Below are 20527 nucleotides of genomic sequence, written 5' to 3' on the forward strand. Positions count from 1 at the left end.
AAGTAAAGCATATCTTTGCTTTACTTTTTACTGTTATATGAAGAAAAAGCATCATCATAAAAAGAAACCGGGCTTTATCAAAAAATGGTCTGCCAAGCTGCATCTTTGGTTCGGGTTGGGAATAGGATTTCTGATCTTTATTATCTCTATTACCGGAGCATTATACGTATTTAAAGATGAAGTGGAAAATATCACCCGAAAAGACGTCATCTACCATCACGAGCAAAATATAGAGCAGAAACAGGTCCTTCCCATCAGAGTGATGGAAAAGGCTGTTGCGGAGCAGGTAAAAGAAAAGTATCCTATCCACTGGGTAAATATTCCTATTGATAAAAAAATGTCCTATATGTTCTTCTGGTATGAACATAATACAGATGCCTGGAACTATTTTGATGAATTTCCTATCTACAAACAGGCCTATGTAAACCCATACACAGGGAAAGTACTGAGAGTCTATGATGAAAAAAACGGATTCTTCAATATTGTAAAAATGATCCACTGGAGCTATCTTTTGAAGCAGGACTGGGGAACGTATGTGGTTGGAATTCCTGTTATCATTTTTATCATTATGCTGATCTCAGGGATTATCCTCTGGTGGCCAAAGAACAAAGCAGCAAGAAAACAGCGATTTGCCTTCAAATGGAAAAATCTCAAAAGCTGGAAACGAAAGAACTACGACCTCCATAATGTCTTAGGATTTTACGCGTCGATTTTTGCTTTAATCTTCTCAATTACAGGTCTTTTCTATGCTTTTTTTGTAGTACAGGCGATGATTTACGTGATATTTTCCGGTGGACAAACAAAGTATCCTGACTTCTCACACATTAAAACCAAAGCTCCCATTGAGTTGAGAACGGAAGGAACACTGGATAAAATCATCAATACAGTACAGACAAAATATCCTGAATCTTATGGTTTCGCTATCGATTTAGGACATCCGCATATGGATGACCACGAACATCCCAACTTTGAGGTGTACGTAAAACATCTTTCTTATTCTTACCATAAAAGCAGCAGCTTAATCTTTGATGAGAACTCAGGGGAATTGCTGCACACTCATGATCCTAAGGACAAAAACTTTGGAGAAAAGGTTGTGAGCGCCAATTATGATATTCACGTTGGTGCTATTCTGGGACTTCCCACCAAGATCATCGCTTTTATTGTAAGTATTATCTGCGCTTCTCTTCCGGTTACCGGATTTATGATCTGGTGGGGGAGAAAAAAGAAAAAACCAATAAAAACAGCTTAAAGTATTAAATAAAACCTACTTAATAATCCATTAATACAATCTTTTTTATAATTTTAGCCCCTAGAATTTAATAATAGAAATGTCATTAATAGATTTATCAAAACAAGTTGCCCTTGGAGTTGACATCGGCGGAACCAATACTAAATTCGGAATCGTAAACCACCGTGGTGAAGTTCTGGATAAAGGAAATCTGAGAACTGATGCCTATGACAAAGTGGAAGATTTCATCGATGCTTTATATGAACATGTTCGTCCAATGATGGAAAAGTATGGTACTGAAGCTCACTTTGACGGAATCGGAGTAGGCGCACCAAACGCTAACTATTACAAAGGAACCATAGAACTTGCCCCTAATCTTCCATGGAAAGGTGTTATTCCTTTCGCTGAGCTGATGACGGCAAAATTTGGCCTTCCTTGTACAGTAACCAATGATGCGAATGCTGCGGCACTGGGAGAAATGCTTTTCGGAGCTGCAAGAGGAATGAAAGATTTCATCATGATTACGCTGGGAACAGGAGTAGGAAGTGGAATTATTGCCAACGGAAGCTTAATCTATGGACACGATGGGTTTGCCGGAGAATTGGGACATACGATTGTAAAGCCAGGCGGGAGAAAACACTGGAGCACAGGTTCTGAAGGAAGTCTGGAAGCCTATGCTTCTGCCACAGGAATTACCATTACAGCAAAGAAAATGAGAGCTGAGTTCCCGGAATCTATGCTGAACCAATATCCTGAAGACGAGATCAATTCTAAAACAGTATTTGAATGTGCAATGAAAGAAGATCCAATTGCAATTGAAGTTTTCAGATATACCGGACAGAAGCTGGGTGAAGCCTTAGCCAATTTTGTGATGTTCTCTTCACCTGAAGCGATTCTTCTTTTTGGAGGAGTTATCAAGGCAGGAGATTTTATTTTAAAGCCTGCAAAACTTCATATGGAAAGAAACCTTCTTCCAATTTTCAGAAATAAAGTGAAACTGGTATTCAGTGAACTTGACGAAGCCGATGCTGCCATTCTTGGAGCGAGTGCTTTGGTTTGGGAAAAATAACTGAAAGCATTTTAAATAATACAGAGCACCTTTTTTAGGGTGCTTTTGTTTTTTGACAACAGATTGCGCAGATTTTCACAGGTTATTATTCTATATTTCCTTGGGTTTATTGGTGAAAGCATTTATGTTATTCCTGTTTAAAATTAAAATGCTTCGACTAAGCTCAGCATGACATACCTAATACTAAATGCTTTAAAATACTTTGTGGTGATTAAATGCAAGAAATTGTATTCTTATTTCCCTTGTGTTATTTGTGAAAAGCATTCGTGTTATTCATGTTTAAAATCATTTGCTACATCTATCATTGCAATTTAAGTTTAAGAAGTAAAAGCCTGTTCAAATGAAAAAGTTTTTCATATTTTTGATTGCATTTTCCGGATCAGGGAATGATAATAAAACAATATAATTACCAAAAATGGACAACAATAATTTAGAAGAGATTACTTTCGGAGGCGGATGTTTCTGGTGTGTGGAAAGCTGTTTCAATATGCTTAAAGGGGTACAATCTGCTATTTCAGGATATTCAGGCGGACATAAAGACAATCCGACTTATCAGGAAGTATGTACGGGAGAAACCGGACATGCAGAAGTGGTTCAGATCACTTATGATCCTGCTGTTATTTCCTACGAGCAATTGATGGATGTATTTTTCTTTTTACATGATCCTACCCAACTTAACAGACAAGGGAATGATATCGGGACTCAATACCGTTCCGTTATTTATTATAAAGATGATGCTGAAAAAGCAAAAGCTGAAGAAGCGATCAAAGTATCTCAGGAATCAGGAAGATGGACAGGAACTTATGTAACAGAATTAACGAAATTCAACAAATTCTGGCCGGCAGAACAATATCATCAGGGATATTATAATGAAAATCCGACACAGCCATATTGCAGCGCTGTGGTTGGTCCTAAAATCCAAAAGTTTAAGAAACATTTTGGGGAACTGGGAATGCTGAACGCAGATTAAAACGTGATATTTTAAATTTCTGCTAGGCAGATATTTTATCAAACAGACTAAAAGTCCGTTCTTACTGATGTTTAATATGCATCCTGAATACTTACAGCTCAATAAAATATAGAAGCGAAGAGGGAATCTCTTCGCTTTTTGTTTGATATAAAAATGAGTCCCCTGACAAACATTCCAATTGAATTTTAAATATTGGTGAAGGAAGTTTATTCTGTCTGCACGATTTCATTTTTCCCCGAATATTTTCTAATGATGTATTCTGTGGCCGGCTTTAATTCTTTTTTGTTTTCCGGATCTACTCCATCCATAGTAAAAAACTCAACTTTCCCCCTGACCTTTGAATACCACATTTTTCCCAAAGCATTTTCTACTGTAAGTGTATCTTTTCTTGTAACACGTTTAAAGTATTTAATCTGAATATCATCCTTAGGAACAGTATTCAATACAAGACTTTCTTCATTGCAATCAGCAAGCTTATATTCATTTTGATCCCAGTACATACAATTCTTTTCAACTGCGGGAAGAGTCAAAAAACCGAATGGTTCATATACGTTTCTGTTTCCTGATGAGCAGTAATAATTTCCGATCAAAAATCCTCCAAGCATTAATACCCCTACAAGGCCAAAACTATTTTGTCTGACAAACTCAGGCATTTTAAAGTGCTGTTCATTAATAATATTTATATTGATCTTAGAAAGTCTTTCCGATATAATTTCCTCATCCTGATCCACACTTATTTTTACAGTGGTCAGATTTTTTTTTTCATCATTTTTGATAAAAGTCCTTGAAAAATCTGTAAAATCTTTGTAGCCGATGTACTGGCTCATTTTATTCAGTCTCTCAGGTTCAATATTCCTACAGCTATTGCCTTCTACAAAATCTTCATAATACCGTATGAAGGTTTTCTCTGAAATATCATAGAATTTCAGGTTATCAATAAAACAAAGATGCAGATAAGTAGCCAGCCCACTTTTTGTGGTCTTCTCTGACTCTCTCCTTGCCTGCTCAAATACTTCATTAATCAGTAGTTTTTTCTTGGACATATACAGTGTTTTCGGGCATTACAAAGTAGATGATTTTCAATCACACCACATTACGGATTTCCGTAATAACTCCACGCTTACTAACTGTCTATTGATGTCTATGTTTTGTCTAACATCCCTTTTCTTTTTTGCCGCAAATTTGCTTCAGAAATCAACAAAAACATTAAAAAACTGATTTCAGAAAAACCAGAGAAAACAGAGATTAAACTCCGGATTGGGAAGCAGATGTTTCTTCTCCGTTTTTAAAGGTTCACTTCCCTAAAAATTAAGAAGCGCTTCGAAATTTTAACAGTGTACAGCTTACGATAAATACTTCGTGAGAGGAAGAAATACGATTTCAACTTCGAAAATTTTAAAGGAAATGATCCAAATTATAATAATGCTATTAGGATTAGCATTTTCAGATAATAATACCAACACTTCAACAACTGATAACAATAATTACGAATCCACTACAATAAGCCCCTCTACGGGAACATTAGGAATGGCACCAGAAGACACAAGCGGCGAAACAGGACAGATTTTGCCACCAAAAAAATAATTAAATAAAGGGCAATGAAAATTGTCCTTTTTTTAATACCTTTAGTTGCTATCAATTATTATCATGTATGCTGGTTTTAAATTTGTAGGAATTTTTCTTTTATTCATTAGCTGTAATTTTTCCGAAAACAGGAATCCTCCGGCAAAGGCCCCTTCAACTGAAGCGGACAAAATGTACAATGAAGCAGCTTCTTTATACAATAATGATAATGTAAAGGCATTTACACTCCTTTCAAAAGCGGAAAGTATCTATAAGCTAAAGAATGATTCCGCCAATATTGCATCCTGTTTAACCTTGAAGGCTATTATACTGAATGATATCGGAGATTATCTTAGCAGTAATGAAAGAGCTATCGATGCATTGTCCTTTTTAAAACTACCCAGAGACTCTGCTTATCTTCCTTCCATTTATAATAACCTTGCAATATCTGAAAAAAATCTCAAGCATTATTCTGAGGCTCTCAACTGGTATCATAAAGCTTTACAGGTAAGTTCTGATAATTTTCAGAAAATAACGATCAAAAATAATATTGCTGACGCCTACGGAAAACAGAAAAGCTACCCGCAGGCCATCAATATTTACCAATCTCTTCTCAAGAATAAAACACTGCAAAAGAACGAGATTGAATATGCCAGAATTTTAGACAATTACAATTATATCAGCTGGCTTGAAAGTAATAATTATAAGGCAGAAGAAGGCTTATTAGCCGCAGTTGTTTTAAGACAAAAGATCAATGATAAATCTGGTCTCATATCCAGTCATTCTCATCTTGCTGAATATTATCTACGCTCAGATAGAGCTAAAGCACTGTATCATATCAATGAAAAATATCGTTTGGCAAAGGTGATCAAAAATCCCAATGACAGATTGGAGGCTCTTGACTTTCTGGTAAAAAATGACAAAGGAGTTCACTTACAAGGTTACTTCACAGAGTACCAGCAGCTTAATGACAGCATTCAATTATCAAGAGATAAAGCAAAAAACAGATTTGCTCTGATAGAATTTGATGTAGAAAAAAAGAAAGCTGAAAATCTTTTGCTTCAGAAAGGTCTCGTCCAAAAAGAATATCAAATTACTAAAAAGAATATTTTAATTATAAGTATAAGTTTAGGAACGCTTGCCCTAATAATCGGTGCTTTCTTTTGGTATAAAAAACGTAAGCAGACCATGCTTTTGGAATCTGATAATAAGTTAAAAGAACAGCAGCTAAAAGTTTCCAAGAAAATTCACGATGTAGTAGCCAACGGAATTTATCAGGTAATGACGAAGATCGAAAATCAGGAAGATTTTGATAAAGAAAAAATACTTGACGAATTGGAGTTTGTATATGAAAAGTCAAGAGATATTTCCTATGAGAAGGCTGCCCCTGAAAATAAATCTGAGTTCAGCAAAAGAATATCTACTCTTATTGCATCTTTTAATAATGAAAATGTAAAGACTTATCTGGCCGGAAATGATGAAAATATATGGAAAACACTGAAAGAATTTACCAGGGAAGAAATATATCAGGTGATGCGTGAACTTCTGATCAATATGAAAAAACATAGTCAGGCTACCCTTGTTGCTTTTAAATTTGAAAGAAAAAATAACAGGATACAAATTCAGTATACAGACAATGGTATAGGCATTTCAGAAGGAATTACTTATAAAAATGGTTTAACAAATACGGATTCCCGTATTGAAGCTATCAATGGAGAAATTATTTTTGATACCGAAACCGAAAAGGGGTTGAAAATTTATATTTCATTTCCTGCTTCTTAAAAAAGAAAAAGAATGTTCAAAAAAATTTTAATAGCTGAAGATCACGAAAGCAGTAGTATTTCTGTACAGAAAACATTAGAAGACCTTAGTATTTCCAACACAGATTATGTCTATTATTGTGATGATGCATTAGCTAAAATTCAAAAATCCATTCGTGAAGGTGATCTTTATGATTTGTTAATTACAGATCTTTCTTTTGAAGAAGACCATAATATACAAAATCTCAAAGACGGAAAAGAGCTGATAAAGACCATTAAAGAACTACATCCTTCATTGAAAGTCATTGTTTTTTCTGCAGAACATAGATCCGGGGTGATAGACAGCCTTTTTAACGAATATGGAATTAATGGTTTTGTTCGCAAGGCCCGAAATGATTCAAAAGAGTTGAAAAAAGCAATTGCTTCAACCTATGTAGACGAAAATTATCTTTCACTGGATCTTAAACAAGAGGTAAAGAAGCTCAACAATTATGAATTCTCTACTTATGATATTACTTTAGTATCTCTTTTGTCTCAGGGAGTTTTACAGAAAAATATTCCTGTTTATCTCCAAAATAATGATATTAAACCCAATAGTTTAAGCAGTGTAGAGAAAAAACTGAACAGCATGAAAGAAGATCTGCAGATAACAAGCAATGAACAACTTGTGGCTTTCTGCAAAGATTTGGGAATTATATAAGTAATTACGGTTTTCCGTAAGGTTAGTTTTCTCAATAGTCTTACTTTTGATGTAAGAAATGATGAAAAAAAACTAATAGCACCCAATATAATTTTATACAGTTCGAAAAAAGGTATCTCGTTTGAGATACCTTTTTATTTTCTTATCATTTCCGTATGCGGAATATCGTCTTCAAGATATTTCTTTCCTGTATCTTCAAATCCGAACCCACTGTAAAATCTTAAAAGATAATCCTGTGCCGATATTTTGATTTCAGAAGTGTGAAAACGGTTTTCTATAGTTTCCACAGCATACTGTATCAGCTGTTTTCCCAAACTTTTTCCTCTCGCCAGCTTTGTGGTCAGAACTCTTCCTATAGAAGTTTCATCATACTTTATTCCTTTATCAAAAATCCGGCAGTAGGCCAGTACCTGTCCCTCTTCTTCAGCCCAAATATGAACCGCTTTCTGATCATAATTATCCAGATCAGGGTAAGGACAGTTCTGTTCAATAACGAAAACATCAATACGGGCTTTCAGTACTGCATATAGTTCCGGAACAGTAAACTCTTCAAATGTTTTGATTTTCCAGATCATATTACTCATCGAAACTTATATTATTATTAGTTAAAAACTCATTGGTCTTTTGGATAAAGTCAAGAATTTTATCTCCTCCTTCTTTCTTTTCTGCTGAGGTGATATACAATTCGGGAAGATCTTCCCATGTTTTATGAAGCTCGGCTTTATAGTCTTCAACATTTTTGACAACGGCATTCGGTTTCAGTTTATCTGCCTTTGTGAAGACAATGGAAAACGGTATTCCACTTTCACCACACCACTGGATAAATTCCAGATCGATTTTCTGCGGAGTATGCCTTACATCTACCAATACAAAAAGATTGACCAGATTTCTTCTGTTCAGAATATAATTGGTGATCAGCTTTTCAAAATCCTTTCGCTGGACTTTTGAAACCTTTGCATAACCATATCCGGGTAAATCGGTAAGGTACCAGTTCTCATTCACCAAAAAATGATTGATCAGCTGAGTTTTCCCCGGGGTCTGCGATGTTTTAGCCAGGTCTTTATGATTCATCATGGCATTGATCAGTGATGATTTTCCTACGTTCGACCTTCCAATAAAAGCATATTCTGGAATATTTGGTTCAGGGCATTCCTGCCATTTTCCACTACTCTTTACAAACTCTGCTGTCTTGATAATCATTTTTGAATGTATTTTAGAAAAATAAACCATTAAGAAAAGCTCTTAATGGTCTTTTATATGTTTTAAACTTTATCTTTTATCCAGTTATACAGGATTTCATTGAATTCATCTGGTTTTTCCATCATGGCTGCATGGCCGCATTTATCAATCCAGAATAAGTCCGAATTAGGAATAAACTTGTGCATATCTTCGGCTACTTCGGGTGGAGTAACATTATCCTGTTTACCCCAGATCAGACAGGTAGGCGTCACAATCTTGGGAAGATCATTCAGCATATTGTGTTTGATGGCACTTCTTGCCAGCATTACTGTTTTTATTCCTTTCATTCTGTCATTGACAACTGCAAAAACTTCATCCACAAGATCTTCTGTTGCTACCTTTGGATCATAGAAAACTTCCTCCGTTTTCTTCCTGATATAAGATCGGTCATTTTTTCTCGGAAAACTGTCTCCGAAAGTTCTTTCATAAAGCCCGGAACTTCCAGTAAGAACAAGATTCTTAACCAGATCAGGTCTTGCTAAAGTCAATATAAGTCCTACATGACCTCCCATTGAGTTTCCTACAATAGAGACCGGCCCCTCAATATGACTTTCTATAAACTTGATAATATATTTTGCAATCGTGGTAAGATTCGTATTGAGTACCGGCAGATCATAGATCGGCAGCTGAGGAACATATACTTTAAAGCCTCTATCCGAAAAAAAATCTACCATTTTATCGAAATTACTCAAACCACCCATTAACCCGTGCAACAGCACTAATGGATGTCCTTCTCCCGCTTCTACATAGGAATATTTCTTTTCTTTTTTTGTACTAAATATCATAAAACGCCTTAATAAAGCCCTGCAAAAATACAAATTAAACCTCAAAAAAATTTTGATTATCCTAATTTAAGATAAAAATAATATAATATTCTCCTTTTTAACTTTTTTTTTCAAACGCGCTTTATTATGGCCTAAATAGCACTTTTAACAAGTCTCTTCATATCAGCATTTTACATTATTGAAATTCAATCTTTAATAAAACTTATTAACATTGAGTCAAAAAGTGGGAAAAAGTGGGAAATTTTGGAAATTATTATATAAATTTGTCCCAAATGAAAAATTTCATTGGGACATATGAGTGTAAAATTGACGACAAAGGCCGCTTAAAAGTTCCTTCATCTTTAATCAAACAGATGGAAAACTTCGACGATAAGGCATTTGTAGTCAAAAGATCTGTGTTCCAACCTTGTCTGGAAGTTTATCCTATGAATGCATGGGACAAACTGATGGGTAAAATTAATAAACTGAACAGGTTCATAAAAAAGAATGCTGATTTCATACGAATGTTTACGGCAGGAGTAAAAACAGTAGAATTGGATAATGCAGGAAGATTACAGATCTCCAAAGACCTGACGGTTTTCGCAAATCTTCAAAAGGATATTGTGATTACCAGTGCAGGAGAACTCTTCGAAATCTGGGATAAAGATGCCTATGAAAAGGTAATCTCCACTAACGAAGCTGATTTTGCAAGCCTTGCCGAAGATGTGATGGGCTCTTTCGATGAAGAATAACTGTTGTAGGTTATTAATTGATTATATAGTAAATAAAAAACACAATTAAGCATGTATCATAACCCCGTTTTGTTGAAGCAGAGTGTTGATGATTTGGTAACGAATCCTGACGGAATATATGTGGACTGCACCTTTGGAGGCGGAGGCCATTCAAGAGAAATCTTGAGCAGACTTTCCGACAAAGGGAGATTGTTCAGTTTTGATCAGGACCTGGATGCACTTAAAAATACAATTGATGATGCCAGGTTTACATTAGTGAATCAGAATTTCAGATTTCTGGAAAACTCATTGCTGATGTATGGAGTTTCACAGGTGGATGGTGTTTTGGCAGACTTAGGCGTGTCTTCTCACCAGTTTGATGAAGCAGACAGAGGTTTCTCTACAAGAAGCAATGCTCCTTTGGATATGAGAATGAATGTAATGCAGAATCTGGATGCCAAAAGAGTGATTAATGAATATGAAGAAAGTGAACTTGCAGATCTTTTCTATCACTATGGAGAATTAAGAGAAGCAAGAAAGCTGGCGAGAGAAATTGTTCATCACAGAAAAACTAAAAGTATAGATACGACGGAAGATCTGAAAAAATTGTTCAGCTATATTCCGCCTCACAAGGTGAATAAATTCTATGCTCAGCTTTTTCAGGCGATAAGAATTGAAGTCAACCAGGAACTTGAAGTGTTGAAAGAAATGCTGGTTCAGGCTTATAATGTTTTAAAACCGGAAGGAAGATTAGTCGTTATTTCCTATCACTCTTTAGAAGACCGCTTGGTAAAAAGATTCCTGAAAAACGGAATGTTCGAAGGAGAGCCGGAAAGAGATATCTACGGAAATTATAAAAAGGCATTCGAATTGATAAAGAGTAAAGCGATCATTCCTGACGATCAGGAAATCGAAGAAAACTCAAGAGCAAGAAGTGCCAAGATGAGAACGGGAATTAAAGTATAAATGTGAATGAGTGAATCGTGAATTATTTAGCAAAATAAAATTGACTATTGACACGAAGTAAATTCACTGCGAAGCAAATTGACATCATAAATTGGCAAAAAGAACAACAAATCGTCCCCAGAAAAGACTCACTTTTATAGACATTATAAAAGGAAACTTTCTGAATCGTGATGAGATCAAAATACATTACAAGTATTTTCTTCTCTTGTTCGTTCTGATGATGGCCATGATTTATACTAACCATCTCGTCAATAAAAAAATAAAAATTGTAAACGCCTTAAAGGAAGAAACAGAAGAATACAAATCACGAAACGCTTACGCCCAGAGTAAGCTGATCAAAGTAAAAATGGAATCAGAGCTGGGGAAAGAGGTTGCCCGGGATTCATTGATGACCCTGGAAAACCACCCTCACAAATTGCTAATAAAACTGGATAGTACAGATGCAAAAGCAAAATGAATACGACAATAAACGTAAGAAAACGTTACGATGGGGCTACCTCTTTGCAGTGGTAGCTTTGTGCGTGTTTGTCATGTTCTTGGCAAGGATTGTCATCCTTCAGAATACCAATGTCCAGGAAATAAAAGATGATTACATTAATAAAAACTATCGTGAGGCCACTTTAAAAGCTGCCCGAGGTAATTTGTTTGCTTCCGATGGTTCTATTCTCGCTACAACGGTGATGAGATATGACATCTATCTTGATTTCAAAACAATGAAAGATACGGTGTACTCCAACAATATCGGAGCGCTTACTGATTCTCTGAGCAAAATGTTCGGAAAACCAAGAAGTGAATTCAGACAGAAGTTTGACGAGCAGAAGAAAAAGAAAAACCAGTACTATACTTTGGTAAAAGGGCTGGATTTCGATCAATACGACAGAATCCGAAAGTTTCCAATCTTCAAAAGAGGAAAAAATAAAGGAGGATTTATCGTTGACAGAAACTATAAAAGAGAATTGGCCACTTCAGAAATCGGAGCCGGAACCATCGGTATGGACAACGGTGAGCTTAAATCCGGACTGGAAGGTGCTTTCTCAAAATATTTAACCGGAACAGACGGTAAAAGGCTGGAGCAAAGAATCAATTCTTCCCAATGGAAACCGATCGACTTCTGGAAAGTTCAGGAACCGGTAGACGGAGAAGATGTTTATACGACTTTAGACCTTAGAATTCAGGACATTGCGCACTCCGCACTTGAGAAGCAACTGATTAATTTCGAAGCTAAGCACGGAACCGTGATTGTGATGGAAGTGGAAACCGGAAAAGTACGTGCTCTTGTTAATTTAAGAAGAACAGAAGAAGGAGAATACGAAGACTCTTACAACTACGCGCTGAAAGATAACATCGAGCCCGGATCTACTTTTAAAACCATTTCGCTTCTGGCAGCAATGGACGATGGATTTATCGATGAAAACACAACGGTAAACGTAGGAAACGGAGTTTGGGTCTATGCAAAACAGAGAATCTCTGACGGCCACGGAGGAGGAACATACGATATCAGTGATGTGTTGGCGAAGTCCAGTAACGTAGGAACAGCCAAACTGATCACAAAGTATTATGCTGAAAAGCCTCAGATATTCCTTGACCACCTTAAACGTTGGAAATTATTTGATAAAATGGACATCGAGCTTCCGGGAATCACAAAACCGAAGATCGTGACACCACAAAATAAAAGATGGAATGCCGCAACACTGGCTTCCATTTCTTACGGATACTCTTCCAACATCAACCTGCTGCAGCTGACAACCTTCTACAACGGAGTTGCCAATGGAGGAAAAATGCTTAAGCCTTTATTCATTGATAAAATCATGAAAGACGGAAAAGTGATGTACAGCGCAAAACCTGAAGTAATGGTAAACAAAATGGCTTCGGAGAAAGCTATTAAAATGATGACCAGTGCATTAACCAAAGCAGTAGAAAAGGGAACCGGACGAAGCATCTTTACTCCCAACCTGAAAATGGCAGGAAAAACAGGTACCGCAAGATTCGAATACTGGCTGCCTGGCCCAATGAAATATCGTGCATCGTTTGCAGGATTCTATCCAGCTGATGCTCCAAAATATACTTGCTATGTCATGATCAGTGAACCTAATACCGCAAAAGGATTTTATGGAGGTTCCGTTTCAGCGCCGGTGTTTAAGGAAATTGCAGGAAAAACATTCCTGAAAACGCCTCAGAATATTGAAAAAGAAATGCTTGTAGACAAAAAGGTAAACCTTAGCAAAATGGTGGAGCCTAATGTCAAAGTAGCGGTCAATGATAAGCAAATGCCTAATGTGGTAGGATTAATTGGGAAAAATGTAATCCCGCAGCTGGAAAACTTAGGCTACCGTGTCGATTATAAAGGAGTAGGAAGAATTAAAGAACAATTCCCTCTGGAAGGCACCACGATAAGTAAGAACCAGAGAATTTATTTGTCTCTGCAGAATTAAAAAACAAGGATTTAAAACAGAATAAGGCAATGCCTTATTGATAAAGATGATTATAACAGAATTAGTAAACAGAATCCCAGTACTGGAAATCCACGGTGATAATAACCGTGAGGTAACTGAATTGGTGATCGACAGCAGAAAAGTTACAGAGAACTCTCTTTATATTGCCATGAGAGGAACCGTGGTGGATGGTCATTCATTCATTGCATCTGCTATTGAAAAAGGAGCTGCCACAATTGTTTGCGAAGAATTCCCTGAAACATTGGTGGAACATGTAACCTATGTTCAGGTAAAAGATTCATCTAAGGCATTAGGTCATCTTGCCTCCAACTTCTACGGAAACCCTTCTCAGAAATTAAAACTGATAGGAGTTACAGGAACTAACGGAAAAACATCCGTTTCGACCCTTCTTTTTGATGTCTTTAAAAACATTGGATATCCGGCCGCTTTACTTTCTACTGTTGAAATCAGAATTGGTGAAGAAGTTATTCCGGCAACCCACACCACTCCTGATGTGATTACCATCAACAGGATCTTGGCGGAAGCGGTAGAAAAAGGATGCGAATTTGCTTTCATGGAAGTAAGCTCACACGGAATTGCCCAAAATAGAATTGAAGGACTACACTTCAAAATAGCAGGCTTCACCAACCTTACTCATGATCATTTAGATTATCATAAAACGTTCGAAGAATATTTAAAAACAAAGAAAAGATTCTTTGATCAATTAGAAGATACCGCTATTGCCATCACCAATGTGGATGACAAAAACGGGAATGTCATGCTTCAGAACACCAAGGCTAAAAAGAAGTCTTACGCTTTGAAAACCATGGCAGACTATCACGGGAAATTATTGGAAGTGGATTTCAACGGAATGCTGTTGAACTTCAACGGAAAAGAGTTCTGGACGACACTGACCGGGAAATTCAATGTATATAATTTACTGCTTGTCTTTGGAATTGCTGCTGAACTAGGTTTTGAGCAGGATGAAATTCTTCAGGCTATCAGCAAATTAAAAAGAGTTTCCGGAAGATTTGAAACCTTCAAATCCGATGGTGGAATTTTCTTTATCGTAGATTATGCACACACTCCGGATGCTTTGGAAAACATTCTGGACAGCATCAACGATATCAGAACCAAAAACGAAAGATTAATCACCGTATTCGGTTGCGGAGGAGACAGAGATCACTCCAAAAGACCTGAAATGGGAAATATTGCCACTAAAAAATCAACCCTGGCAATCATCACTTCAGACAATCCGAGAACAGAAGATCCTGCGCAGATCATCAAAGAAATTGAAGCAGGCGTTGAACCACAGAACTTCAGCAAATACACTTCAATTCCGGACAGAAAAGAAGCCATAAAAATGGCCATTAAGTTTGCAGAACCTAAAGATATCGTTTTAGTTGCCGGAAAAGGCCACGAAAACTATCAGGAGATCAATGGTGTGAAACATCATTTTGACGACAAAGAAGTAATTAATGAGCTTTGGAAATTAATGAGCAAATAAATTACAAATGATAACTGAAAGAATAATTGTTCAATCATTAATCAATTATCAATGATCATTTATTAACAATTGAAACTATGCTATACTATCTATACGAATATCTAACCAACCATGGAATTCACGTTCCGGGATTAGGATTGTTGAAATACATTTCCTTCCGTGCCGGAATGGCTGTACTATTCTCATTGATTATTGCTCTTGTCTACGGAAAAAGAGTAATCAATTACTTGAGAACAAAACAAATGGGAGAATTGGTGCGTGATCTGGGATTGGATGGGCAGAAACAAAAAGAAGGAACTCCTACCATGGGAGGGCTTATCATTATTTTGGCAACCATCATTCCTGTATTGCTGTTTACAAGAATCACCAATGTGTACATTGTGCTGCTGTTGGTTTCTATGTTCTGGATGGGTGCTATTGGTTTCCTTGATGATTACCTAAAGAAGATTAAAAAAAATAAAGACGGTTTAAGTGGTAAATTCAAAATTGTAGGACAGGTCGGATTAGGGCTAATTGTCGGAATTACAATGTATTTCCACCCGGATATTACCGTTAAAAGAAAATATGCAGATGCTAAAGTAGTGAACAGGAACAATGTAGAGCAAAACTTTATGCCTACAGAAAAAATTACCGTTTCCACTGTTCCTTTTGCAAAAAATAATGAATTCGATTATAGTGGAATTTTGTTTTGGATGAATGATAAAGATGCCCATGAGTGGGCATGGATTGTCTTTATTCCCATTGTAATCTTCATTGTAACAGCCGTTTCCAATGGAGCCAACATCACCGACGGAATTGATGGTCTTGCAGCAGGAACAAGTGCTATTATACTGCTCACGCTGGCTCTTTTCGCGTACCTTTCCGGAAACATCATCTTTGCAGACTATCTCAATATCATGTTCCTTCCCAACATGGGGGAAACCACCATTTTTGCAGTCGCAATGGTAGGTGCTGTAATTGGATTCTTCTGGTACAACACTTATCCTGCGCAGGTTTTCATGGGAGATACCGGAAGCTTAATGCTGGGAGGTGTAATTGCTGTTTTAGCCATTATTTTAAGAAAAGAATTGTTGATTCCCGTATTATGCGGAATCTTCTTAATTGAAAACCTCTCTGTAATGCTTCAGGTAGTTGTTTTCAAATACAGAAAAAGAAAATATGGGCTGGAATACGCTCAAAACAACAGACTCTTCAAAATGTCACCATTACATCATCATTATCAGAAAGAAGGTTTCCACGAGAGTAAAATCGTGAACCGAATGATTATCATCGGAGTAATATTGGCCATTGTATGTCTGATCACATTAAAAATGAGATAAAAATAAAAGCTGTAAGCAATAAGCATAAAGCTTAAAGCCTATAGCATAAAGCTTTTATAATATGAAAATAGTTGTTTTAGGAGGTGGAGAAAGCGGATGCGGAGCTGCTTATCTGGCTAAAAAGAAAGGTCTGGAAGTATTTCTTTCAGATAAAGGAGCCATTAAGGATAACTATAAGCAGTTTCTTACCGAAAATGAAATTGAATTTGAAGAAGGAAACCACGATGAAGAAAGGATTTTAAATGCTGACTGGATCGTAAAAAGCCCGGGAATTCCGAAAAAGGCTGATATCATCAATAAAATTCATGAAAAAGGAATCAGACTTTCCTCTGAAATTGAATTTGCTTCAGAATTTACAGATGCAAAGATCATTGCCATTACCGGAAGCAACGGAAAAACAACCACAACTTCACTGATCTACTACATCCTGAAAAATGACGGATTGAATGTAGGTTTAGGAGGAAATATCGGATACAGCTTTGCCAAGCAGGTAGCAGATGAAAACCATGAATATTATGTATTGGAAGTAAGCTCTTTCCAGCTGGATGATATTCAGAATTTCAGACCTTATATTTCTTTATTGTTGAATCTGTCTCAGGATCACCTGGATCAGTACAACTACAATTATGAAGAATATGCATTGGCCAAATTCCGAATCACAGAAAACCAGGAGAATGATAACTTCTTCATCTACAACAAGGATGATGAAATGAGTAAAAATCTTCTTGAAAAGCTTGAAATAAAGGCGAAAATGATTCCTTTTTCAACCAAAGAGAAATTAACGGAAGGAGGTTTTGTGAATGATGATGAAATTGTGGTAAAAATGAAAGACGAATTCGCAATGAAAGTTGATGAATTGTCTCTGCTGGGAAATCACAATGTAGCCAACAGCCTGGCAGCATCTATTGCCGGTAAAATATTAAAAATCAACAATGAAAGCATCAGACATTCATTGATCACCTTCCAGGCCGTAGAGCACAGATTAGAGTTCGTTACTGAAATTGATAACGTAAAATACATCAACGACAGTAAAGCAACCAATGTAAATGCTACTTACTATGCCTTAGAAAGCATGAAAACGCCAACCGTATGGATTGTTGGCGGTTTAGATAAAGGAAATGACTATACCGAAATTGAAGATTTAGTCAAAAGAAAAGTAAAGGCAATTGTTTGTCTTGGAGTAGATAACAAGAAGATCATCGATTTCTTTAAAGATAAAAAAGAGCTTATTTATGATACTTCAAGTATGGAAGAAGCCGTGAAAATTTCAAAATCACTGGCTAAAAAAGGCGACACGGTCTTATTATCTCCATGCTGCGCAAGCTTTGACTTGTTCAAAAGCTATGAAGACAGAGGACGCCAGTTTAAAGAACAGGTATTAAATGCCAATGGCCATTAGCCATTAGCCAATAGCCAATAGCCAATAGCATTAAATATGGACGAACAGAACACAGAAAACAGATTTGAATTTCTAAAGGGCGATAAAGTACTTTGGATGGTCATCCTTGTGATCTCCATTTTCTCTATTTTCCCGGTATACTCTGCAAGTTCAAATCTCGAATACATTGTCAATAACGGGACCACAACAGGCCACGTTATCAAACATATGTTCTTTGTAGTTCTGGGACTAGCCATTATGAGACTGGTAGGAACTATAAAATATGAATACATCGGAAAGCTCAGCAGTATCCTGCTCGGCCTGATGATTATTCTGTTGGTTGTTACCATGTTTACCGGACAAACCATTGATGGAGCAAGTGCTTCCAGATGGCTGAAAATTCCGGGAACACCAATCTCTTTCCAGCCTTCATCATTTGCCTTTTTAATGCTGATCATCTATCTGTGCAGGTATCTGACCAAAAAGATCACCAGGGAAAGGCTTCCGATAGAGAATATCATGTATATTTTCGGGCCTATCCTGCTTGTTTTTGTATTGGTAGCCAAAGATAACGGTTCAACGGCATTAATGATTTTAATGGTTTCCGTAGTGGTTCTCATAATAGGACAGCTTCACTGGAAATACATTGCAGGATTTATCTCCGCATCATTTGTAGCCATTGTGTTCTTTTTATTGATTGCCTTAAATACCAATATGATCGGTGGAAACCGTGTTCACACATGGATGAGCCGTATTGAAACCTTTACATCAAGCAAAGCCAAAACAGCCGATGTAGATGATGAAAGCGTAAAAGCAAAAAATTATCAGGTAATGCAGGCCAAAGCAGCCATTGTACACGGCGGAATTACCGGAATGGGGCCAGGGAAAAGTGCATTGAAACAAATGCTTCCGCAATCTGCCTCCGACTTTATTTTCGCAGTGATTGTAGAAGAATATGGAGTGATAGGAGCCGCTTTTCTGATCAGTTTGTACCTGATTATGATGATCAGGATTGTGATGATCGCCAGTAAAATGCCGGCATTTTTCGGATCGTTGCTCGTGCTCAGTCTCGGGGTAATGATCTTCATTCAGCTTTCGGTAAATATTGCCGTTGCTGTAAACCTAATCCCGGTAACAGGACAGCCGCTGCCTTTAATTAGTTATGGAGGAACATCCATGCTGGTGACCTATTTACAGTTAGGTATTATTTTAAATATAAGCTCAAGAATTCAGATTTATGATGAAGAAGGAATGGGCAAAAAACAAAGTATAGCAGAAATAAACGATATCGCTTAAAATGGACAAAAAATTAAGAATATTATTATCCGGCGGAGGAACAGGAGGACATATCTTCCCTGCCATTGCCATTGCTGATGAGATCAGAAAAAGATTTCCTGATGCAGAATTTTTGTTCATTGGTGCCAACGGAAAAATGGAAATGGAAAAAGTTCCTCAGGCAGGCTATAAAATTGAAGGAATTGATATCGCAGGAATCGACAGAGGTAATCTGTTATCCAACCTGGGACTTCCTTTTAAGATTCTGAAAAGTTTATCAAAGTCTAAAAAGATTATCAAAAACTTCGCTCCTGATTTTGCTGTAGGAACAGGAGGATTTGCCAGTGGACCTGCTCTTTATGAAGCTAGCAAAATGGGAATTCCAATTTTCATACAGGAACAGAACGCTCACGCTGGGGTAACCAATAAAATTTTAAGCAAGAAAGCAAGAGCCGTTTTCACAGCCTACCCAAAAGTAGAAGGCTTTCCTACAGAGAAAATAAAGTTTCTGGGAAATCCGATTCGTGAGAATATTGTTTCAGGAATGCAGGATACCGCTCAGGCAAAAGAGAAAATGGGACTGGATAAAGACAAACTTACGATTCTTTCTGTAGGAGGTTCTTTGGGATCCAGAACATTGAATAATGCCTGGAAAGAAAATATTGAGAATCTGAAAGAAAAAGGATATCAATTAATTTGGCAAACAGGAAAGTTGGATTACAAAGAATTATCTTCCAGCCTCCAGCTTCCAGTTTCCATTCATTTGAAAGAATTTATCAAAGACATGGAACTGGCGTATTCTGCAGCTGATATCATTGTTTCCAGAGCCGGAGCTATTGCCATTTCAGAGTTGGCTGTAGCACAAAAGCCGGTGCTTTTGGTACCTTTCCCTTTTGCAGCGGAAGACCATCAAACCAAAAATGCCATAAACCTGGTTGAAAAAAATGCTGCCAGAATGGTAAAAGACTCTGAAATGCAGGAAAAATTCTGGAATACATTATCAGAAATCTGCGAAAATGAAAGGATAAGAAAAGAAATGTCCGACAATCTGAAATATTTTGCCAAACCTAATGCAGCAAAAGAGATTGTAGACGAGATTTTTAACGTAATAAAATAGTTAGGAAAGGCTTCGACAAGCTCAGCCTGACATGAGTAAATAAAACAGTTAGTATTAGAGGTGTCACCCTGAGCTTGTCGAAGGGCCAGTAAGCAAACACTAATGAATGAAAATATATTATGTATACATTGTAAAATGTTCCGATAATTCTTACTATACAGGCTTTACCAATGATTTGGAAAGAAGAATTAACGAACATAATGACGGATTAAATTCTGAAAGTTACACGTATACAAGAAAACCTGTGGAACTTGTTTTCTACCATGAGTTTAATGATGTTAATCAAGCTATAAGATTTGAAAAACAAGTTAAAGGCTGGAGTAAGAAAAAGAAAGAAGCAATAATAAATGATAACTGGGATTTATTACAACTGCTATCAAAAAATAGGATGAAAGATTAGAAGGCTTCGACAAGCTCAGCCTGACACCGTTAAAATTTAATTCATTAACGAGTCACTAGCGTAAGTTGATGAAAGCCTTATAATACAAAATATAGTAATAAAACTCTGA

20 protein-coding genes are annotated in these 20527 nt (G+C 36.8%); 16 read left to right on the forward strand and 4 right to left on the reverse strand.

Going from position 1 to position 20527, the window contains the following annotated elements:
- Window positions 1-37 precede the first annotated feature (37 nt).
- The 3 genes from A1704_RS08945 to msrA all read left to right on the forward strand — a co-directional run bounded on the left by A1704_RS08945 (window position 38) and on the right by msrA (window position 3267).
- Entirely contained in the window at window positions 38-1249 is a 1212-nt protein-coding gene (locus A1704_RS08945; protein ID WP_062672616.1) for a PepSY-associated TM helix domain-containing protein, read from the forward strand.
- Between the two features lie 79 nt (window positions 1250-1328).
- Entirely contained in the window at window positions 1329-2297 is a 969-nt protein-coding gene (locus A1704_RS08950) for an ROK family protein (protein ID WP_062672618.1), read from the forward strand.
- A 415-nt stretch (window positions 2298-2712) separates the two neighbouring features.
- Complete coding sequence (msrA, locus tag A1704_RS08955; RefSeq protein WP_062672620.1) at window positions 2713-3267, forward strand: peptide-methionine (S)-S-oxide reductase MsrA; 555 nt, start codon at window positions 2713-2715, stop codon at window positions 3265-3267.
- Window positions 3268-3473: 206 nt separating this feature from the next.
- Here msrA and A1704_RS08960 read toward each other — a convergent pair whose 3' ends face one another.
- Window positions 3474-4310, reverse strand: coding sequence for a hypothetical protein (locus tag A1704_RS08960; protein WP_062672622.1), 837 nt, complete (start codon window positions 4308-4310; stop codon window positions 3474-3476).
- Window positions 4311-4671: 361 nt separating this feature from the next.
- Here A1704_RS08960 and A1704_RS24300 point away from each other — a divergent pair, with 361 nt between their 5' ends.
- From A1704_RS24300 to A1704_RS08970, 3 genes are read left to right on the forward strand one after another with little or no spacing between them, the layout of a single operon-like run.
- Complete coding sequence (locus A1704_RS24300; RefSeq protein WP_131797496.1) at window positions 4672-4851, forward strand: hypothetical protein; 180 nt, start codon at window positions 4672-4674, stop codon at window positions 4849-4851.
- A gap of 45 nt (window positions 4852-4896) precedes the next feature.
- A complete protein-coding gene (locus tag A1704_RS08965) occupies window positions 4897-6612 on the forward strand; it encodes a tetratricopeptide repeat-containing sensor histidine kinase (protein WP_131797497.1) in 1716 nt (571 codons plus the stop codon).
- Window positions 6613-6624: 12 nt separating this feature from the next.
- Entirely contained in the window at window positions 6625-7290 is a 666-nt protein-coding gene (locus tag A1704_RS08970; RefSeq protein ID WP_062672626.1) for a response regulator, read from the forward strand.
- A gap of 134 nt (window positions 7291-7424) precedes the next feature.
- Here the strand turns inward: A1704_RS08970 and A1704_RS08975 are convergent, their stop codons facing one another.
- From A1704_RS08975 to A1704_RS08985, 3 genes are all read right to left on the reverse strand, one after another.
- Window positions 7425-7874, reverse strand: a complete 450-nt coding sequence (locus A1704_RS08975) for a GNAT family N-acetyltransferase (RefSeq protein ID WP_062672628.1) — start codon at window positions 7872-7874, stop codon at window positions 7425-7427.
- Window positions 7867-8490, reverse strand: coding sequence for a ribosome biogenesis GTP-binding protein YihA/YsxC (gene yihA, locus A1704_RS08980; protein WP_062673728.1), 624 nt, complete (start codon window positions 8488-8490; stop codon window positions 7867-7869). The genes A1704_RS08975 and yihA overlap by 8 nt, the downstream gene beginning before the upstream one ends.
- A gap of 62 nt (window positions 8491-8552) precedes the next feature.
- On the reverse strand, window positions 8553-9314 hold the full coding sequence (locus A1704_RS08985; protein WP_062672630.1) for an alpha/beta fold hydrolase: 762 nt from the start codon (window positions 9312-9314) through the stop codon (window positions 8553-8555).
- 272 nt (window positions 9315-9586) lie between these two features.
- Between A1704_RS08985 and mraZ the strand changes: the two genes are divergently transcribed.
- From mraZ to A1704_RS09035, 10 genes are all read left to right on the forward strand, one after another.
- Complete coding sequence (mraZ, locus tag A1704_RS08990; RefSeq protein ID WP_062672632.1) at window positions 9587-10045, forward strand: division/cell wall cluster transcriptional repressor MraZ; 459 nt, start codon at window positions 9587-9589, stop codon at window positions 10043-10045.
- A 51-nt stretch (window positions 10046-10096) separates the two neighbouring features.
- Window positions 10097-10990 carry a 16S rRNA (cytosine(1402)-N(4))-methyltransferase RsmH gene (rsmH, locus tag A1704_RS08995; protein ID WP_062672634.1) on the forward strand — a complete coding sequence of 298 codons (894 nt, stop codon included), beginning with the start codon at window positions 10097-10099 and terminating at the stop codon, window positions 10988-10990.
- A 91-nt stretch (window positions 10991-11081) separates the two neighbouring features.
- On the forward strand, window positions 11082-11447 hold the full coding sequence (locus A1704_RS09000) for an FtsL-like putative cell division protein (RefSeq protein WP_002981890.1): 366 nt from the start codon (window positions 11082-11084) through the stop codon (window positions 11445-11447).
- On the forward strand, window positions 11431-13422 hold the full coding sequence (locus A1704_RS09005; protein ID WP_062672635.1) for a penicillin-binding transpeptidase domain-containing protein: 1992 nt from the start codon (window positions 11431-11433) through the stop codon (window positions 13420-13422). Before A1704_RS09000 ends, A1704_RS09005 begins: the two co-directional genes overlap by 17 nt.
- Before the next feature lie 46 nt (window positions 13423-13468).
- Complete coding sequence (locus A1704_RS09010) at window positions 13469-14929, forward strand: UDP-N-acetylmuramoyl-L-alanyl-D-glutamate--2,6-diaminopimelate ligase (protein WP_062672636.1); 1461 nt, start codon at window positions 13469-13471, stop codon at window positions 14927-14929.
- Between the two features lie 77 nt (window positions 14930-15006).
- On the forward strand, window positions 15007-16248 hold the full coding sequence (gene mraY, locus A1704_RS09015) for a phospho-N-acetylmuramoyl-pentapeptide-transferase (protein ID WP_034693896.1): 1242 nt from the start codon (window positions 15007-15009) through the stop codon (window positions 16246-16248).
- Window positions 16249-16309: 61 nt separating this feature from the next.
- Window positions 16310-17647: a UDP-N-acetylmuramoyl-L-alanine--D-glutamate ligase gene (gene murD / locus A1704_RS09020; RefSeq protein WP_062672637.1), complete on the forward strand. Its 1338-nt coding sequence runs from the start codon at window positions 16310-16312 to the stop codon at window positions 17645-17647.
- 36 nt (window positions 17648-17683) lie between these two features.
- On the forward strand, window positions 17684-18922 hold the full coding sequence (locus tag A1704_RS09025; protein ID WP_062672638.1) for an FtsW/RodA/SpoVE family cell cycle protein: 1239 nt from the start codon (window positions 17684-17686) through the stop codon (window positions 18920-18922).
- A gap of 1 nt (window position 18923) precedes the next feature.
- Entirely contained in the window at window positions 18924-20018 is a 1095-nt protein-coding gene (murG, locus tag A1704_RS09030; protein ID WP_062672639.1) for an undecaprenyldiphospho-muramoylpentapeptide beta-N-acetylglucosaminyltransferase, read from the forward strand.
- Window positions 20019-20124: 106 nt separating this feature from the next.
- Window positions 20125-20418 carry a GIY-YIG nuclease family protein gene (locus tag A1704_RS09035; RefSeq protein WP_062672640.1) on the forward strand — a complete coding sequence of 98 codons (294 nt, stop codon included), beginning with the start codon at window positions 20125-20127 and terminating at the stop codon, window positions 20416-20418.
- The last annotated feature ends 109 nt before the right edge of the window (window positions 20419-20527 follow it).

The sequence above is a fragment of the Chryseobacterium cucumeris genome, from assembly GCF_001593385.1.
Classification (GTDB): Bacteria; Bacteroidota; Bacteroidia; order Flavobacteriales; family Weeksellaceae; genus Chryseobacterium; species Chryseobacterium cucumeris.

Excerpts from the sequence above, each read along its gene's own strand:
- A1704_RS08945 (WP_062672616.1), top strand. The coding sequence starts at position 38 with ATGAAGAAAAAGCATCATCATAAAAAGAAACCGGGCTTTATCAAAAAA.
- A1704_RS08950 (WP_062672618.1), top strand. The coding sequence starts at position 1,329 with ATGTCATTAATAGATTTATCAAAACAAGTTGCCCTTGGAGTTGACATC.
- msrA (WP_062672620.1), top strand. The coding sequence starts at position 2,713 with ATGGACAACAATAATTTAGAAGAGATTACTTTCGGAGGCGGATGTTTC.
- A1704_RS08960 (WP_062672622.1), bottom strand. The coding sequence starts at position 4,310 with ATGTCCAAGAAAAAACTACTGATTAATGAAGTATTTGAGCAGGCAAGG.
- A1704_RS24300 (WP_131797496.1), top strand. The coding sequence starts at position 4,672 with ATGATCCAAATTATAATAATGCTATTAGGATTAGCATTTTCAGATAAT.
- A1704_RS08970 (WP_062672626.1), top strand. The coding sequence starts at position 6,625 with ATGTTCAAAAAAATTTTAATAGCTGAAGATCACGAAAGCAGTAGTATT.
- A1704_RS08975 (WP_062672628.1), bottom strand. The coding sequence starts at position 7,874 with ATGAGTAATATGATCTGGAAAATCAAAACATTTGAAGAGTTTACTGTT.
- yihA (WP_062673728.1), bottom strand. The coding sequence starts at position 8,490 with ATGATTATCAAGACAGCAGAGTTTGTAAAGAGTAGTGGAAAATGGCAG.
- A1704_RS08985 (WP_062672630.1), bottom strand. The coding sequence starts at position 9,314 with ATGATATTTAGTACAAAAAAAGAAAAGAAATATTCCTATGTAGAAGCG.
- mraZ (WP_062672632.1), top strand. The coding sequence starts at position 9,587 with ATGAAAAATTTCATTGGGACATATGAGTGTAAAATTGACGACAAAGGC.
- rsmH (WP_062672634.1), top strand. The coding sequence starts at position 10,097 with ATGTATCATAACCCCGTTTTGTTGAAGCAGAGTGTTGATGATTTGGTA.
- A1704_RS09005 (WP_062672635.1), top strand. The coding sequence starts at position 11,431 with ATGCAAAAGCAAAATGAATACGACAATAAACGTAAGAAAACGTTACGA.
- A1704_RS09010 (WP_062672636.1), top strand. The coding sequence starts at position 13,469 with ATGATTATAACAGAATTAGTAAACAGAATCCCAGTACTGGAAATCCAC.
- mraY (WP_034693896.1), top strand. The coding sequence starts at position 15,007 with ATGCTATACTATCTATACGAATATCTAACCAACCATGGAATTCACGTT.
- murD (WP_062672637.1), top strand. The coding sequence starts at position 16,310 with ATGAAAATAGTTGTTTTAGGAGGTGGAGAAAGCGGATGCGGAGCTGCT.
- A1704_RS09025 (WP_062672638.1), top strand. The coding sequence starts at position 17,684 with ATGGACGAACAGAACACAGAAAACAGATTTGAATTTCTAAAGGGCGAT.
- murG (WP_062672639.1), top strand. The coding sequence starts at position 18,924 with ATGGACAAAAAATTAAGAATATTATTATCCGGCGGAGGAACAGGAGGA.
- A1704_RS09035 (WP_062672640.1), top strand. The coding sequence starts at position 20,125 with ATGAAAATATATTATGTATACATTGTAAAATGTTCCGATAATTCTTAC.